Source organism: Arthrobacter sp. 01T425 (genome assembly GCF_056398725.1).
The window spans coordinates 1-16,591 of sequence record NZ_JBFTPY010000029.1; the positions used below are offsets into that span (position 1 = coordinate 1).

Annotated in this window: 14 protein-coding genes and 1 tRNA gene; 8 read left to right on the forward strand and 7 right to left on the reverse strand. The window is 66.9% G+C overall.

The window, feature by feature from the left end; genetic code table 11:
* Positions 1-1,272, forward strand: a 1,272-nt coding sequence (locus AC1DNG_RS20700) for a metallophosphoesterase family protein (RefSeq protein WP_476888181.1), incomplete at its 5' end; no start/stop codon positions are given.
* A 156-nt stretch (positions 1,273-1,428) separates the two neighbouring features.
* The gene (locus AC1DNG_RS20705) at positions 1,429-2,589 is read left to right on the forward strand and encodes a globin domain-containing protein (protein ID WP_476860419.1); all 1,161 of its coding nucleotides are present in this window, start codon (positions 1,429-1,431) and stop codon (positions 2,587-2,589) included.
* Positions 2,590-2,674: 85 nt separating this feature from the next.
* Here AC1DNG_RS20705 and AC1DNG_RS20710 read toward each other — a convergent pair whose 3' ends face one another.
* Both AC1DNG_RS20710 and AC1DNG_RS20715 read right to left on the reverse strand, forming a co-directional pair.
* Positions 2,675-4,087, reverse strand: coding sequence for an FAD-binding oxidoreductase (locus tag AC1DNG_RS20710; RefSeq protein ID WP_476888182.1), 1,413 nt, complete (start codon positions 4,085-4,087; stop codon positions 2,675-2,677).
* A gap of 319 nt (positions 4,088-4,406) precedes the next feature.
* Positions 4,407-6,242 carry a phosphoenolpyruvate carboxykinase (GTP) gene (locus AC1DNG_RS20715; RefSeq protein ID WP_223914403.1) on the reverse strand — a complete coding sequence of 612 codons (1,836 nt, stop codon included), beginning with the start codon at positions 6,240-6,242 and terminating at the stop codon, positions 4,407-4,409.
* A gap of 277 nt (positions 6,243-6,519) precedes the next feature.
* Here AC1DNG_RS20715 and AC1DNG_RS20720 point away from each other — a divergent pair.
* A tRNA-Arg gene (locus tag AC1DNG_RS20720) sits at positions 6,520-6,593 on the forward strand.
* A 169-nt stretch (positions 6,594-6,762) separates the two neighbouring features.
* Here the strand turns inward: AC1DNG_RS20720 and AC1DNG_RS20725 are convergent.
* Positions 6,763-7,491: a FadR/GntR family transcriptional regulator gene (locus AC1DNG_RS20725; RefSeq protein WP_476850662.1), complete on the reverse strand. Its 729-nt coding sequence runs from the start codon at positions 7,489-7,491 to the stop codon at positions 6,763-6,765.
* A 165-nt stretch (positions 7,492-7,656) separates the two neighbouring features.
* On the opposite strand from AC1DNG_RS20725, the gene AC1DNG_RS20730 reads away from it, so the two are divergent.
* From AC1DNG_RS20730 to AC1DNG_RS20750, 5 genes are all read left to right on the forward strand, one after another.
* Positions 7,657-9,192 (forward strand): dihydrolipoyl dehydrogenase family protein, encoded by a 1,536-nt coding sequence (locus AC1DNG_RS20730; RefSeq protein ID WP_476888183.1) that lies wholly within the window; start codon positions 7,657-7,659, stop codon positions 9,190-9,192.
* An 87-nt stretch (positions 9,193-9,279) separates the two neighbouring features.
* Positions 9,280-10,038 (forward strand): ABC transporter ATP-binding protein, encoded by a 759-nt coding sequence (locus AC1DNG_RS20735; RefSeq protein WP_230008012.1) that lies wholly within the window; start codon positions 9,280-9,282, stop codon positions 10,036-10,038.
* Positions 10,035-12,071 carry a YhgE/Pip family protein gene (locus AC1DNG_RS20740; RefSeq protein WP_476888184.1) on the forward strand — a complete coding sequence of 679 codons (2,037 nt, stop codon included), beginning with the start codon at positions 10,035-10,037 and terminating at the stop codon, positions 12,069-12,071. The genes AC1DNG_RS20735 and AC1DNG_RS20740 overlap by 4 nt, the downstream gene beginning before the upstream one ends.
* The gene (locus tag AC1DNG_RS20745; RefSeq protein ID WP_230008014.1) at positions 12,068-12,703 is read left to right on the forward strand and encodes a TetR/AcrR family transcriptional regulator; all 636 of its coding nucleotides are present in this window, start codon (positions 12,068-12,070) and stop codon (positions 12,701-12,703) included. The genes AC1DNG_RS20740 and AC1DNG_RS20745 overlap by 4 nt, the downstream gene beginning before the upstream one ends.
* 17 nt (positions 12,704-12,720) lie before the next feature.
* Entirely contained in the window at positions 12,721-13,371 is a 651-nt protein-coding gene (locus AC1DNG_RS20750; protein ID WP_230008015.1) for a hypothetical protein, read from the forward strand.
* 73 nt (positions 13,372-13,444) lie between these two features.
* On the opposite strand, the gene AC1DNG_RS20755 is transcribed toward AC1DNG_RS20750, so the two are convergent.
* From AC1DNG_RS20755 to AC1DNG_RS20770, 4 genes are all read right to left on the reverse strand, one after another.
* Entirely contained in the window at positions 13,445-14,047 is a 603-nt protein-coding gene (locus AC1DNG_RS20755; protein WP_476888185.1) for a hypothetical protein, read from the reverse strand.
* A gap of 137 nt (positions 14,048-14,184) precedes the next feature.
* Positions 14,185-14,712, reverse strand: a complete 528-nt coding sequence (locus tag AC1DNG_RS20760) for a SixA phosphatase family protein (protein ID WP_018774262.1) — start codon at positions 14,710-14,712, stop codon at positions 14,185-14,187.
* Positions 14,713-14,767: 55 nt separating this feature from the next.
* A complete protein-coding gene (locus AC1DNG_RS20765) occupies positions 14,768-14,971 on the reverse strand; it encodes a dodecin family protein (protein ID WP_476888186.1) in 204 nt (67 codons plus the stop codon).
* Between the two features lie 225 nt (positions 14,972-15,196).
* Positions 15,197-16,060, reverse strand: coding sequence for a winged helix-turn-helix domain-containing protein (locus tag AC1DNG_RS20770; protein WP_018774264.1), 864 nt, complete (start codon positions 16,058-16,060; stop codon positions 15,197-15,199).
* Between the last annotated feature and the right edge of the window lie 531 nt (positions 16,061-16,591).

The window sequence follows — 16,591 nt, forward strand, 5'->3', positions numbered from 1 at the left end:
TGGTCACGCCAGGCCTCCGCCACGCTGCGCCCCACCCTCACCCTCACCTACACGGACGGAACCCCGCCCGACACCACCGCACCCGGCGCGCCCGGGACCCTGGCCGCCACAGCCACCGGAACCACCGTCGCCCTGTCCTGGACCGCCGCAACCGACAACACCGGCGTCACCGGCTACACCGTCCACCGCTCCACCACGTCAGGCTTCACCCCCGCCACCACCACCAGAATCGCCGACACCATCGGGCTCAGCTACACCGACACCAACCGGCCCGCCGGAACCTGGTACTACCGCGTCACCGCCACCGACGCCGCCGGCAACACCGGCCCCGGCTCCAACGAAGCCACCGCCACCACCCAGCCCGGTGCCGGCGGGACTGCGACTGTGCTGGCTGTCGGTGACATCGCCTGTGCCCCCGGCTCAGTTGTCACCACGTCGGTGTGCCGCCAGGGCGACGTGGCCGCGGTGGTCGCGGCCCAGTCGCCCGACAGGTTCATCGCCCTTGGGGACCTTCAGTACCAGAACGCCACCCTTGCCGAGTTCATGGGGGCCGGCGGCTACAACGACACATTCGGCGCCCTTAAGGCCATCACCTCTCCGGTGCTCGGCAACCATGAATACCAAGACAACACCCGCGGCTATTTCGACTATTTCTATGGCCCCGGCGTCACCACGGGCGACTTCGGGCCCCGGACGGACGGCTACTACTCGACGACGATCGGGGCCTGGACCTTCATCGCCCTGAACAGTGAATGCGGGCCCGGCGGGGTGAGCGGTGGATGCGGCGTCGGCAGCCCGCAATATTTGTGGCTGCAGGACCGTCTCACCAATTCCCCGACGGCGTGCACCCTCGTGGCGGCGCACCATCCGCGCTGGTCAACGGGCGTGAACCACGGCTCCTACCCGGAGCTGGGACCCATGTGGGACCTCATGGCCGGTCACGGTGTCGATGTCATGATTTCCGGGCACAACCACGTCAGCGAGATCTTCAAACCGATCGGCGCCTCCGGCTCAGGTGCGGTACCGGCGCTCTCCCCGACCGGGATCCGGTCCTTTACCGCGGGCGCCGGCGGGGCGGATCTCCAGGCGTTGTCGGCCAACACCGATCCCCTTCTGACCGCAATGGTGGCCCGTGGCCGAAGCGCCTTCGGACCGCTCAAATTGACCCTGAACGCGACGTCCTACTCCTGGCAGTTCCTCCCCCTTCCCGGCATGACGTTTACGAACGTGGGCACCACCGGTTCCTTCTCCGGCAGCGACACTTGCCACTGACACCCGCCCACTCCCGCCGCCGCCACGCCCGGAATCTCGTCGATTTGGAATAGATTTCTACGCGGTGTAGAAATGAGGCATAGATATTTGTATTTGAAATGCAAGTATCGCCGCGGACCCGGCTGAAGACGCCGGGCCACTATCTCAGGAGTCAGCATGCTCTCGGACAAGTCCTTCCCCGTCATCGAGGCCACCCTGCCGCTGGTCGGTTCCCGGATCGGGGACATCACCCCCAAGTTCTACGCCCGCCTCTTCGCCGCCCACCCCGAACTGCTGGACGGCCTGTTCAGCCGCTCCAACCAGCGCTCGGGCAATCAGCAGCAGGCCCTGGCCGGAAGCATCGCCGCCTTCGCCAGCCACCTGGTGAACAACCCGGACACCCTGCCGGAGACCGTGCTGTCCCGGATCGCGCACCGCCACGCTTCCCTCGGCATCACCGAACCGCAGTACCAGGTGGTCTACGAGCACCTCTTCGCCGCCATCGCCGAGGACCTGGCCGAGGTCATCACCCCGGAAATCGCCGAAGCCTGGACCGAGGTCTACTGGCTCATGGCGGACGCCCTCATCAAGCTCGAGAAGGGCCTCTATGCCGCACAGGCCAACGCCAAGATGTGGACCCCCTGGAAGGTTGCCGCCAAGACTCCGGCCGGCACCGGCTCCATGACCTTCACGCTGGAACCGGCAGACGACACCCCCATCACCGCGGCGCTGCCGGGCCAGTACGTCAGCGTCAAGGTCACGCTTCCGGACGGGCTCCGCCAGGTCCGCCAGTACTCCCTCTCCGGCGACGCCGGCACCAGCCGCAGCTTCACCACCAAGCTCGACGACGGCGGCGAGGTCTCCCCCGTGCTGCACAACAATGTGGCCGTGGGCGACGTCATCGAAATCTCCAACCCCTACGGCGAAATCACGCTCAAGGAAGGCGACGGCCCCGTGGTCCTGGCCTCGGCCGGCATCGGCTGCACGCCCACGGCGTCCATCCTGCGCTCCCTGGCCGAGTCCGGCTCGGACCGCCAGGTCCTGGTCCTGCACGCCGAAAGCAACCTGGACAGCTGGGCGCTGCGCTCCCAGATGACGGACGACGTCGAACGCCTGGACGGCGCCGACCTGCAGCTCTGGCTCGAGCAGCCCGAAGCCGGTTCCAACGCGGGCTTCATGTCCCTGCGCGAGGTGGACCTCCCGGCCAACGCCTCGCTCTACCTGTGTGGCCCGCTGCCGTTCATGAAGAACATCCGCAACGAGGCCATCAACGCCGGCATCCCGGCCACGAAGATCCACTACGAGGTCTTCGGCCCGGATATCTGGCTCGCCAGCTAAAACACTCATCGACGGCGGCCCCGCACCTCTTCGTGAAGGTGGGGGCCGCCGTCGTGAAGCGGTGCAACGGAGCCCGCGCAGAGCGTCAACCCGCCGACGGCACCCCGGTGATCGCGTGGCCGAAGCGCAGGAGGTTGCCGGGGTCGTACGTGGACTTCGCGGACCGCATCCGCTCGTAGACCGCGGGAGTCCAGGCCCGGGCCCGGTCCTCCTCGTCGCCCGGTGCGCCATGGAAATTGACCAGCGTGTACCCGGTGGAGTGGGGAGCCATCGCGGCCAGGATCCCGCTGATGGAGGCCGATACGGCCTCGGCAAGGGGCGGTATGTTGAACCCGACGAGGAACAGCAGGAAGGCCGCGTCCCGCCCCGACACGGCGTCCGGCACCGCATCCGGCATAGCCCCCGGCCGGGACAGTGCAGTCCGGGCCAGCGCGCCGCCGAGCGGCCGCACCTCCACGAGCAGCAGCGGGCAGACCGAACCGTCCCCGGTGAGCTCGAGCAGGTCAGCCACCGCATCTTCGCCGAAATCCTTCAGGAGCGCGCCGCCGTCCATGAAGGGCAGCGGGTCCGCCGGGTCCATGTGGATCTGGTCAACGTCGAGGTAACTCATGGGCCCGGCCGTGTCCATCAATGGGGTCGAGACCGCCCGCATCGGGGCAAGCAGCGCGTCGCCGGCCTCGCGCTTGCCCAGGAAGGCAAAGCGCAGGTGCACGACGAACTGGTTCCGCAGCGGCTCGGGAACGAAGTCCATGTCCGGAAGCCGCAGCAGCGAGATCGAGGGTGAGGCATCTTCGGGCAGCGTGGGCAGCCAGTGACGGAAGGCAGCCAGGACGGTGGCCGCATCCGCCCCGGGATAGATGATGCCGCCGCCGTAGAAATCACTGAACGGAAAGAGACTGAACTCGAGGGCGGTCACGATCCCGAGGTTGCCCTTGCCGCCGCGCATCAGTGCAAACAGCTCGGCCTCGGCGTCGGCGTCGATCCGCCGCAGCTCGCCGTCGGCCGTGACAATCTCCATGCTGCGGACATGGTCCGCCGCGAAGCCGTGCGCGCGGCCGAGCACGGGCAGCCCGCCGCCGAGCGTGTAGCCGACGACGCCGACGTCGGTGCTGGAGCCGTGCAATCCGAGGAGCCCGTGCGGCACGCTGGCCTCCAGGAGGGTGCGCCACTTCACCCCGGCGCCGACGCGCGCGGTGCGTTCATCCGGATCGATCTGCAGGTCCTGCAGCCGGCGCGTGTTGATGAGCAGGCCGCCATCGATCGCAGATTCGGCGCCGTGCCCGGTGGACTGGACGGACACGGGAAGCCTGCGCTCGGCCGCCCACTTAACCGCGGCCACGACGTCCCGGGCATCTGCGGCCCCCAGAACGACTTCGGGCCGGTGCACTGTTGCGACGTTGAAGGCGAACGTCTCCGCCGCGAATTCGGGGCTGTCCGGCAACGCGACCGGGCCGCTGACAGCGCTGGACAAAGCATCGATGTCGTCGTTGACAAGCATGAGGAACTCCTGAGTCTCGCTTACCGCGAGCAGGTCGGGGGCGCGGCCGCACCCGCCCGGAATGCCCCCAGCGCACGCTCCACTCGTCGGCCGGCCCGGCTGATGGAATGCGGACAAGCCTAGGGATCCGGCCGGACGCGGCCTAGGGACCTAAGTCCCGGCGCCACGCACCCAACGAAAACGGCGGCCCCGCATCTTGCGAGAGGTCCTGGGTTCTAACGGTCGCTGGTTAAACCGCAACGCGGGGTCACTTACGGTCCATCCACAGTGGTGGGATGGGCCGTAAGTGACCCCGCGTTGCTTAGTGTTCTGCCGGCTGCTACTGCTCGGCAGCCATGCGCTCCTTCAGTCCTGCGAGTTCGGCGCGCAGCGCCTCGGGCAGCGAGCTGCCGAAGTTGGCGAACCACTCCTCGATCGAGGCCAGCTCGGTGGTCCACTCTGCGGGGTCGACACGGACGGCCTCTTCAACCTGGGCCGGGGTCATGTCCAGGCCCTTGAGGTCGATCGCGTCAGCGGTGGGGACGAACCCGATGGGGGTCTCCACGGCGTCGGCCTTGCCCTCGAGGCGTTCGATGGCCCATTTCAGGACCCGGGCGTTGTCACCGAATCCGGGCCAGGCGAATCCGCCCTCGGAATTGCGGCGGAACCAGTTGACCAGGAAGATCTTGGGCAGCCGCTCCGGGTTGGCCTTCGCGGAGAGGTTGACCCAGTGGTTCAGGTAATCGCCTGCGTCGTAGCCGATGAAGGGCAGCATGGCCATCGGATCCCGGCGGACAACGCCGACGGCACCGGCTGCCGCGGCGGTGGTCTCCGAGGACAGGGTTGAGCCCATGAAGATGCCGTTGGACCAGCTGCGCGCCTCGGTGACCAGCGGGATGGTGGTCTTGCGGCGGCCGCCGAACAGGATCGCGGAAAGCTCCACGCCGTCCGGGTTGTAGTACTCCTCGGCCAGCATGTCGATCTGGTCGATCGGCGTGCAGAAGCGGGAGTTCGGGTGGGCGGCCGGCTTGTCCGAATCCGGGGTCCAGGAGTTGCCCTGCCAGTCGGTCAGGTGCGCGGGTACCTCGTCGGTCATGCCCTCCCACCACACACCGCCGTCGTCCGTCAGGGCGACGTTGGTGAAGATGCTGTGGCCCTTGGCGATGGCGCGCATCGCGTTGGGGTTGGTGCCCCAGCCGGTGCCCGGAGCCACGCCGAACAGGCCGGCCTCGGGGTTGACGGCGCGGAGCTCGCCTTCCTTGCCGAACCGCATCCAGGTGATGTCGTCCCCGAGGGTTTCGACTTTCCAGCCCTCGATGGTCGGATCCAGCAGGGCGAGGTTGGTCTTGCCGCAGGCCGACGGGAAGGCGGCGGAGATGTAGTAGTTCTTCTGCTCCGGCGAGGTCAGCTTGAGGATGAGCATGTGCTCGGCCAGCCAGCCTTCATCGCGTGCCATCACCGAGGCGATGCGCAGGGCGTAGCACTTCTTGCCGAGCAGGGCGTTGCCGCCGTAGCCGGAGCCGAAGGACCAGATGGAGCGCTCCTCCGGGAAGTGGACAATCCACTTGTCCGGGTTGCAGGGCCACGGGACATCGGCCTGGCCGGGGGCCAGCGGGGCGCCCAAGGAGTGCAGGGCGGGGACAAAGAACGCGTTGGTCGCGGTGATCTTGTCCAGGACCTCGGTGCCGATGGTGGCCATGATCCGCATGGAGGCGACAACGTAGGCGCTGTCGGTGATCTCGACGCCGAACTTGGGGTCCTCGGCGTCGAGGTGGCCCATCACGAAGGGGATCACGTACATGGTGCGGCCGCGCATGGAGCCGGCGAACAGGCCGTGCAGCTTTTCCTTCATCTGCGCCGGGGCCATCCAGTTATTGGTGAAGCCTGCGTCGTGCTCGTTCTCGGAGCAGATGAAGGTCTGCTCTTCGACGCGGGCCACGTCGGCGGGGTCGGAGAAGGCCGCGAACGACTTGGGGAAGAGGTCCTCGTTGAGGCGGGTCAGGGTGCCGGCGGCAACGAGCTCGTCCGTCAGCCGGGTGTTTTCCGCTTCGGACCCGTCAACCCAGTAGATCCGGTCCGGCTGGGTCAGTTGAGCTACCTCTTCTACCCATGCCAGTAGACCGGCATGTGTGGTGGGTGCTTTTTCAAGCAACGGCAGTCGCGCCAGATCTCCCATTACGGTTCCCTTCCTCGGGTTCAGTGGTGTGTCCTAAATGCTAGGGCTCGGCAGGGGGCCCATTTCGGGCCCGGACGTGGGATGACCGGGGCCGAGCAAATCAAAAACCGCGGAAATTCAAGGAACTGGCCGGCCATCATCCCTCCTTTTTGTGACTAAGGTCACGTAGACCGGTCTAGTCAGCTAGATTACACCCGCTTCGATTTGTAACTGGGCCCGGGCTCGCGTAAAGTAATTCGAGGTTCGGGGAGAGAGAAGTTCTCCAAGAGCCGAGAATGCGCCCATAGCTCAGCTGGATAGAGCGTCTGTCTACGGAACAGAAGGTCAGGGGTTCGAATCCCTTTGGGCGCACAGATGAAGATCCGCCCCGGTTCGCCGGGGCGGATCTTTTGCTTTAACCGCCGGATGCCCTAGGCGCCAGGGCGCCGGCCCGGCTGCTTTAGGCGCCCGGCTGGGCGCCGGCGCGGCCGCCTTAGGCGCCGGCGGCAGCTGTTGGGCCGGAGCGGCCCGGCAGCAGGTCTCAGGCCGTGGACCGGACGATGATGTTGCGGATGTCGTCGAAATGCGTGCTGAGCCGCTCGGAGGCGAGTGCCTTGTCCGCCGTTGCGACAGCCTCATAGATCCCCCGGTGCACTGCGGCCGTTGCCTGCAAGTCGACGGCGTACGGCCCGCCGAGTTCGAGGTGGATACGGCGGTAGACCTTCCAGAAGACGTCCATCAGGCTGATCAGCAGGTCGTTGTTCAGCGGCTCGAAAAGCCTGCGGTGGAACTCCGCGTCGGCCTCGATGAACGGCTCCCCCGCGTCGGCCAGCGCTTCCATGCGGTTCACGGACTCCTCCACGGCGGCCAGCTGTTCGGCGCTGATCCGGTCCATGGCGGCGCCGACCAGGCCGGATTCGAGTGCCTGCCGGACCTCCACGAGCTGCAGGGCTTCCTCGCCCTGGTGGCGCAGCGACAGCCGGGCGCGGAAGGTGAGCCCGTCGGTCAGGGCCTCGAAATTGCTCGGCGCCACGAACATGCCGAATCCGTGGCGGATCTCAATGACACCCAGCGCCTGGAGCGCCTTCAAGGACTCCCGCAGGGTGTTGCGGCCGACGCCGAGTGCCGCCGTCAGCTCGTTTTCGGTCGGCAGCGGGTCGCCGGGAACCAGGTCGCGTTCCAGGATCAGCTCCAGGATGTCCGACTGGAGCGCCCGGAGCCGGGCCTGGGCGCTGAACCTTGCCAGCGGTATGGCCGGGCCTGTTGTCATGTTGCGTGCGGCCATGGCCGCCTCCTCCCCCAAGTATGGTCCCAACAGTATCGACCGTCCCCCGTCCTGCAAAGGGTTCGGCCCGGCACATTACGCCGGAAGCCCGCATCGCCGGAGCCCGGAGCTCCCCCGGATCCGGCCGTGGCCCCGGCGTAGGCTGGTGCCATGACGGCACAGATTGAGCGGGAATTCGATGTCATTGTGATCGGCGCCGGGGCCGTGGGCGAGAATGTGGCGGACCGCGTGGTCCGCGGTGGCCTGACAGCAGTGCTCATCGAGGCGGAGCTGGTCGGCGGCGAGTGCTCGTACTGGGCCTGCATGCCTTCGAAGGCCCTCCTGCGGCCGGGCACTGCGCTGCATGGCGCGCAGACGGTCCCCGGCGCCCAGGAAGCGGTCACCCGCACCCTGGATCCGGCAGCCGTGCTGAAGCGCCGGGATTACTTCACCTCGAACTGGCAGGACGACAGCCAGGTCAAGTGGGTGGAGGACACAGGCATCGAACTGATCCGCGGCCACGGCTGGATCACCGCCCCGCGGCACGTCGAGGTGGCCGGGCTGGACGGCAACGGCTACGCACTCACGGCCCGGCACGCCGTGGTGGTCGCCACGGGCTCCGCCCCGAACCAGCCGCCGGTCGAGGGGCTTCACGACGTCGAGTACTGGACCACGAGGGAGGCGACCTCAGCCCGCGCGGTTCCCCCGCGGCTTGCGGTCCTCGGCGGCGGCGTTGCCGGCGTCGAACTCGCCCAGGCCTATGCCCGGCTTGGTTCGTCCGTGACGCTCGTGGCCCGCGGCGGGCTCCTGGGCGTTTTCCCGGAACGGGCCGCAGACCTGGTCGCTGCCGGCCTGCGCGCCGATGGCGTGGACCTCCGCCTGCACACCGGTACGCGGAGCGTGCATGAGAACGAGGACGGCTCCCTTACTGTCGTGCTCGACGGCGGCCCCAAGGGCGGTCCCACGGGCGGCCCCAAGGACGGCCCGGGCGCCGGGCGCGCTGACGGCATGGCCCATGGCGCCACGATCACGGCGGACAAGCTGCTCGTCTCCACCGGCCGGCACCCCGCCCTTGAGGGAGTCGGCCTGGACAGCGTCGGCCTCCCGGCACCCGAGGGCGGGACCCTGCGGCTCACCACCGATTCCACCGGACTAGTCCACCACGCCACCGAGAACGATGTGTCCGGCAACCCGTGGCTCTACGCTGCCGGCGACGCCGCCGGACGGGCCATGCTGACGCACCAGGGCAAGTACGGTGCGCGGGCCACCGGAGACGCCATTGCCGCCCGGGCCAAGGGCGAACTCCGCGGCGAGCCGGCACCGTGGAGCCGCTTTGCCCAGACGGCCTCCGAGCACGCGGTGCCGAACGTGGTGTTCACCGACCCGGAGCTGGCGAACGTCGGCCGGACCATGGCGCAGGCGGAGAAGGACGGTTTCCGGGCCTCCGCCGTGGAACTCCCCATCCAGGTGGCCGGCTCCTCGCTGCACGCCGAACACTATGAAGGGTGGGCGCAGCTGGTCATCGACGAGGACCGCAAGGTGCTGCTGGGCGCCACGTTCGCCGGCCCGGATGTCGCCGAACTCCTGCACGCAGCCACCATTGCGGTGGTGGGGGAAGTCCCGCTGGACCGGCTGTGGCACGCCGTGCCCTCCTATCCGACCATCAGCGAAGTCTGGCTCCGCCTGCTGGAGGAGTACGGCCTGTGATCCGTTGATCACAAGCGGCTGTTCTATTTGAACTGACCAGTCAGTTCGGTTAGCCTTGAAGCAGACCAGACCCTGCGAAAGGCTTACATGCTCTCCGTGCAACAGCTCCGTGTGAACGGGCGCCGGAATGACCTGCTCCCACCCACGTCCCTTGAGGTACGTGCCGGGGAGCTGCTCTTGGTTGAAGGCGACGGCCAGGACCAGCGAACAGCCCTCGCCCTCACACTCAGCGGCCGGATGAAGCCCTCCGGGGGAGTGCTCAGCTGGGACGGAAATTCCAAGATTAAGCGCCTCCGGTTGGCCAGTGCACTCGTGGACTCCCCCGGTGTCAACGAGCCCGAACAGCATCTCAGCGTGGGCGACCTCGTCACCGAGGACCTCGCGCTCATCCCCCGGCGCTATCGGGGTGCTCTGCTGAGCAAACCCTGGCTCAAGGTCAACCGCTTCGAGGACATTGCCGGCCTCTGGACCGAACAGATTCCGGCCCGGCGACGCGTCGAACTGCTCACCGCCCTTGCCCTGGCCAACCCCGGAACAGATCTGCTGGTGGTCGATTCTCCGGACAGGCACAGCGCAGATCCCGCGGACTGGCTTCCCAGGCTGGAAGATCTGGCGCACGACGGCGGCCGGCCGCTCGCCGTCGTCGTCACCGTCGCGGCACTGCCGGACGGCTGGACCGGGCCCTCCGCCGCAATCGGGAACGCCGTTGAGGCTGCCGCCGCAACGGTTTCCATCGTTGACGCATCCGCGGACCCCTCCCAGCCTGATGCGCAGAAGACAGAAGGCCATCCCGCGAAACACCGGAACCCTGAACACATCCCGTTCGAAACCGAGGCCCTAAAGTGACTGTTCTGCGGCTGGCCCGCTCCGAGCTCAAGCGCATGACTGGCGGGCTCCTGCCCAAACTGACCATCCTGGCGCTGACCATGGTGCCTTTGTTGTACGGCGCGGTGTATCTCTACGCCAACTGGGATCCGTACGGGAACCTGGACCAGATCGACGCCGCCTTGGTAGTCGAGGACACCGGCGCGTCCGCCAGCAACGGGACCCGGCTCGAGGCGGGGAAAAAGGTCGCCGACAGCCTCGTGGACGGCCACGTCTTCAACTGGCAGAAAGTCACCACCGCCGCGGAAGCGGACCAGGGCGTGAGCAGCGGCAAGTATGCGTTCGCGCTCAAGATTCCCAAGGACTTCTCGGCCAACCTGGTTTCCCCGGGCAGCTTTGACGCCGCGAACCAAGCCATGCTGAATGTCACCACCAACGATGCCAACAACTACGTCCTCAGCAACATCGTGGACAAGCTGACCACTGCCGTGCATTCGACGGTTGCCAAGGAAGTGGGCGAGGAGACTGCGAACCAGCTCCTGACGGGCTTCGGCACAATCCATACTCAAATAGTCCAGGCCGCCGACGGGGCCGGAAAACTCTCCGACGGCGTTGCCAGACTCCGGGACGGGGCAGCCAGTTTGCATTCCGGAACGAGCCAGCTGAACGGCGGAGTCGCAGAACTCGCCGCCGGCCAAATGAAGCTGCGCGATGGCGCCAACCAGCTCAATTCAGGCGCCGGCCAGCTCAGCGCCGGCCTGACGCAGCTGAAGGACAGGACGGCCACACTCCCTGCCGACTCACAGAAACTCGCGGACGGCGCCGCGCAAGTCGCGGCGGGAAACGCGGCATTGAACACGAAAGTCCAGGACGTCGTCGGGCAACTCAGCGCTGCCGACAAGGGCCTCCGGGACCGTGTGGTGCAATCCAACAGCCGTCTGGTTGCCGCCGGGATCATCACCCCCGACCAGGCCGGCAAAATCCTGGCCGAATTCGATACCGCCGCAGCCTCAAGCCCGGTGGCCGATGCGAAGTCCAGAATCCAAACAGATGCAGCCCAGATCCAGCAGCTTGCCGACGGATCCGCCGCCGTAAGTTCCGGGGCGGCCAAACTTGCGGGAGCAACGCCGGCCCTGACTGATGCCATCTCAAAGGCTTCAGCCGGCGCCAACCAGCTCTCGGCCGGCTCGGCCGCGCTGGCCGCGGGCGAGCAGAGCGCTGTCGACGGCACTGCCAGGCTCGCAGATGGCGCCCGGCAGCTCGACGACGGGGCGGGCCAGCTGGAGGACGGCGCCCGCACGGCCTCGGATGGCGCCGCCACCCTGGCCTCAGAGCTGGACAAGGGTGCCGGGAAGATCCCCAACCCCGATGATGCCCAGAAGAACAGCCTGTCAAAGGTGATCGCGGACCCTGTTGCCGTCAGCGACGTCTCTCAGGCCAAGGCTGCGTCGTACGGTGCCGGCCTGGCGCCATTCTTCTTGACCCTGGCCCTGTGGATCGGCGTATTCATGCTGGTCCAGGCCATGCGGCCCATCACGCAACGCGCACTGGCGTCCAACGCCCCGTCATGGAAGATCGCCGTCGGCGGCTGGCTGCCATTCTTTGCCGTTTCAGTCATCCAGGCCACGCTGCTCACCCTCGTGGTGGACCTGGGCCTGGGCCTCAAGCCCGCCCACCCGGTGCTGATGTGGTTGTTCATGTTGGCGGCCGCTATGGCCTTCAGTGCCATCATCCAGGGCGTCGTGGCCCTGCTGGGAACTCCCGGAAAATTCGTGGTGCTTATCCTGCTGGTCCTGCAGCTGGTTTCCTCCGGCGGAACCTTCCCGTGGCAAACCACCCCGCAGCCGCTGCACTTTGTCCACGAGGCGCTGCCTATGGGTTATGTGGTGGCCGGCATGCGGCACCTGATCTACGGCGCGGACCTTTCCTTGATCGTGCCCACGGTGGTTGGCCTCCTTGGGTACACTGTGCTCGGGGCGGCGCTTTCCACACTGGCCGTTCACAAGCACAAGTTCTGGACCCTGAAGTCCCTAAAACCGGAGATCGCCGTATGAGCACAGTGGGGGCCGGGGAGAAGAAACTCCGTCCCGCCCGCACGAACGCCACGAAGCAGAAACTGTTCGAGGCGTCCATGGATCTGATCGGGGAGCGCGGCGCGGCGGGCGTGACGGTGGACGAGATCGCCACGGCAGCCGGGGTGTCCAAGGGCACGGTGTATTACAACTTTGGCAGCAAGTCGGACCTGATCGCCCAGCTGCTGCGCCACGGCGTGGACATCCTCCTGGCGCGGCTGCTGAGTGTCCGCGACGGCTCCGCCGACCCCCTCGCCGCCATGGAGGAAATGATCGGCCAGGCCATGGACTTCATGGCCGAGTACCCCTCCTTCGCCCGGCTTTGGGTCAGCGAAAGCTGGCGGACCCCGAGCGAATGGCAGGACACCTTCGCCGAGCTCCGCGGGCGCCTGCTCGCGGTGATCGGCTCTGCCATCGACGGCGTCGCCGCCGTCTATCCCGTGGATTCCGCCGTTTCCCGGGGCAGCCTGGAAACGGCGATCTTCGGGGCCTGCTTCGTGGTGGGACTGGACCGCCAGACGTACAACCCGGAGCGGACCAGGGAGCAGAGTGTGGCCGCAATCATGGCCTCCATGCGCGGCTACGTCGTGAAGCAGCCGCCTGCTCAGGCATGATTATTCACATGCGTCACATGGGTACCAACGGGAAAGTCGCCATCGGAGCGTTTCTCACTGCCCTGGCACTTCTGGTCCTGACCGGAATCACCCTGCAAGAGTGGGTGCTGGTGTGGTTCGTCGGTGCGGCCGCGACGGCCTATGTGGCCTGCGTGGCGGAGGTGGTGGTCCGGCGCCGGCACAAGACTTTGGCCGCGAGCGGGGTCGGCAGCATCCTCTTCATCGCGTTCGGGGTCGCTTTCCTGCGCCAGTGGGGGCTGGCCTTCAACCCCGATCCCGACGCCCTGTCCACGCGCGTCGATTCCGAGCATCCGGATTTGTACTTCTATCTGGCCGCGGCCGCCGGAGCCGTCACCTTACTGTTGCTGTTCGCCGGCACTGTACTGCCCGGCCGGAGCCGCGGCCGGCGTTCCCCGGGCCGTGCTCCGCGACGCCGCCCGGCGCCCGGCGTGCGGGGAGCGGGGGCCGGGTCTGCGAATCCGCGGCCCTCCGCACCGCGGCCGACGCCGAGAGGAACCGCTCCGCGCCAGGCGGCTCCGCGTGCGGCTGCTCCGCGGGCCCGGCCCGCGGCCAAGTCACCGGCGAAGACACCGGTCAAGCCGGCGGCGAAGACACCGGCCAAGTCGCCTGCCCCCAAATCACCAGCCCGGGCCTCGGCCCGCCGCTGAGTCCCGCGCATCACCACCCGGCGGAGAGGTTCAGCACAGGAGTTTCCGCCGGAAGGCAGCCCAGGAGTTCAGCTCAGAGGTTTCGAGGCTTGTCTTCGCGTGGGGTGGCATCCGGACCCGGGGCCGTGTCGGTACGGGTTACGTCCTCGCGGCTGCGCTGGTCGGCTGACACTTGCTGGCCGGACGCTTGCTCGCCGGAAGACACTTGCTGGCCGGACGTTGGCTCGCCGGAAGACACTTGCTGGCCGGGGACGTGGCTGCCCGTTGTGGTTTCGGCGGCGGCCCTCTCGGCGCGCAAATCCCCGCGGGTCGGCATCTGCCCGCTTTCGCCGCCGCGTTCAGATGTGACTACGTCCGGGTCCACTTCGTCGGCTTTGCGCAGTTGCTCCTGCGCGCCGGAGCGGACGCTTTCGGCTTCTTCCTGGCGCTTGCGGGCTTCCTGCCGCAGCCGCTCGGCCTCGAGGTCGGCCTCCTGCGCGTCGGCCTCGGCACGGGCCGCCTTGGCGTCGCGTTCCCGCGCAGCGAATTCGTCGGCCTTGGCCTGTTCACGCATCTCGGCCGCACGGTTCCGGTCTGCGGCCACCTTGCGTTTGCGGCTGACCATGACCGCCACCGCTACGATCGCGAGCACCACGACGATGCCGACAATAATTCCTATGAGCTGCCCTGAATCCACGTTGATCACCTTTTCTCCGGGTTGCAACAGATGCCCCAAAACCACTGGAAAAAACCACATGACTAAACAGCATCAGTAAACCGCAGATCGGCGCAGGTTGCTATGGATTCCGCAGCCCTCACCGGGCGGACCTGCGGCTATTTGGCGCGGGGGACCTTGAAGTGGGTCAGCTTGGCGTCCTGCCCGTCCAGTTCGGCCCAGGACTTTTCCGTTTCCAGGATGGTCAGCCCGCTGGTCGGATAGCGCGTGGCGGCGTCCATGTAGGCATCGTGGTCGGAGTCGCGCGACGCCAGATGCATCGCAAGGTCCTGCACCCCGGGCATGTGGGAAATCACCATGAGGGTGGTGACGGTGTCAGGGACGTGGTTGATGACGGCCAGCATGCGCAAGGCGGAGGCGGCGTACAGCCCATCCTCGAGCTTGGGCGTCGGCGCTTTGTCTCCGAGGGCGTGGCACACCCACGTGCAGGTCTGGCGGGTCCGCAAAGCGCTGGAGCAGAGGATGAAATCAGGAACCACGCCGTGCTTGAGCAGCCACTTTCCGGCGACTGGGGCGTCCTTGTGGCCGCGTTCTTCGAGCGGCCTTTCGTGGTCGGCAACCCCGCCGGGCCAATCGGACTTGGCGTGCCGCATGATCACCAGCCGTTTGATGTGATGCGCGCTCATGCCCCAATCCTAGTGCGGCGGCTGGCCCACGGGCGCGCATCCCACCAGCGTCCGTTCAGTCTTCAAGGACAAAGGTCACTTCCAGCACGACGTGCCAGGCAACGACGGCGCCGTCGCTGATTTCGACCTTTTGTTCCTTCACCCATGCCCCCGTGACATTGCGAAGGGTCTTATTGGCCCGGTCGACGCCCTCCTTGATGGCGGCATCAAACGAGGTCTTGGAGTTCGCGCTCAGGGTAGTAATCCGTGCAATAGACATGTCTTCCTCCCAATAGTCGGCTCAACGGTCCGAGACTACGCCGGACCCCCGAAAGGCAACAGAGTCCAACCAAAACCACCAGCAGCGGCGGCAAGGCCCGTCAGCCAGCCCACCCAAAGCGCCCGTCGGGGAATGTGGCTGCCGGCGGAAAGCCGCTGAAGCTTCCGGAAACGCGAAAGCGCCCGCTCCCCATGCAGGGGACGGGCGCTTTGCGTGAAGCTGAGGCTAGATCGAGTATTCCGGAGCGGCCCAGACAACCACCTCGGGGTGCTCGTAGAACCGGTAGCCCTGGCCGCGCACGGTGCGCACGGTGTTGGCGAGGCGGCCGAGCTTGGAACGCAGGCGGCGGATGTGGACGTCGATGGTCCGCTCGTTCGGGACCTCTTCGGCGTTCCGCCACAGGCCTTCGAGGAGCTCGTCACGGCCCACGGTGCGGGTGCCGTTCTCCACGAGGTAGTTCAGGAGCTCGAATTCCTTGAACGTGAGATTCAGGGATTCGCCGTCGAGGTGCACCTCACGGCGGGCGAGGTCGATCAGCACCCCGGACGGCCGCGGATCCTGGGGCTGCTGCAGGCGGGCGGTCTCGGTGCGCTGGCGGGCCCCCGCGGTGGGATCACCGAAGGTCGAGCGGACGACGTCGAGGGCGGAACCCGGGGCACTGGCCGGCGCGACGGCGACGGCGGCATAGCTTTCGGCACCGGCCACGAGCGACTGTGCGTAGGCCCGGATTTCCTGGGCCAGCTTGGCGATGGATGTGCCGGCTGCAGCCGCGGTTTCCTCGTCGATGCCCATGTACAGCACGAAGCCGCGGGCGACATTGTCGCTGGGGGCCGGACGGACCGGGCTGCCGGCACCCGGGGCGATCACCGGGGTGGGCGCCGTGGCGGGGGCGGGGGGGACGGCCCGGAGCTGGCCGTAGGAGTCAGGGTTGTAGCCCTGCGCTGCATATCCGGGGGCGGGGAAGCTGCCCGTGGATCCGGCGGGGGCGAACGCGGAGCGCCCGCCAAAGCCCTGACGGATCCCTGAGGCCTGGCCGGCCTTGCTGGCGTTACGGACGGAGATGTGGACGTATCCGGATGCAACTGACATGGAATGCTTACCTCAATGTGAATGGCCGTCATCGCGGCTCGAATGCTTCTTTCCCCGCAATGAAATTGGGGAGGGGCGCCCGACTCTGGGCTGGGGGGCGAATACCTGGAAACCTTTAGGGGTGTAAAAGTTAGGCGTGCATTCGACAACAGCGCGTCTCGGTACCAGCGGGTGTGCTGATCCAGGAAGCTGCGGCTGCAGGTGCTGTTGAGTTCTTGTTCACAATTGAAGTGTGCAACGTAACAATGTAAACGTGCAAGTAACAATGGACCCCAGGTTCCACATAGTGAGACAGATCGAGGATTTGTAGCGCAAGTCACAATTCTGCAGCGGCAATAAAATAACAAGTGTTTTACTGACCGGAAGGTCAGCAAGTGCGTTTTCTCGAATATTATTCGGTCAACGCCGACTACATCAGGCAAATCATTCACAGCACGGCGAGTTGGGCCAAACCGCGCCTGCCCACCGCCGCCTGCGAGGCGGTCCACGGAGTGGGCAGCCGGCATCGCCGCCGGCCAGGCACGGCGGCAC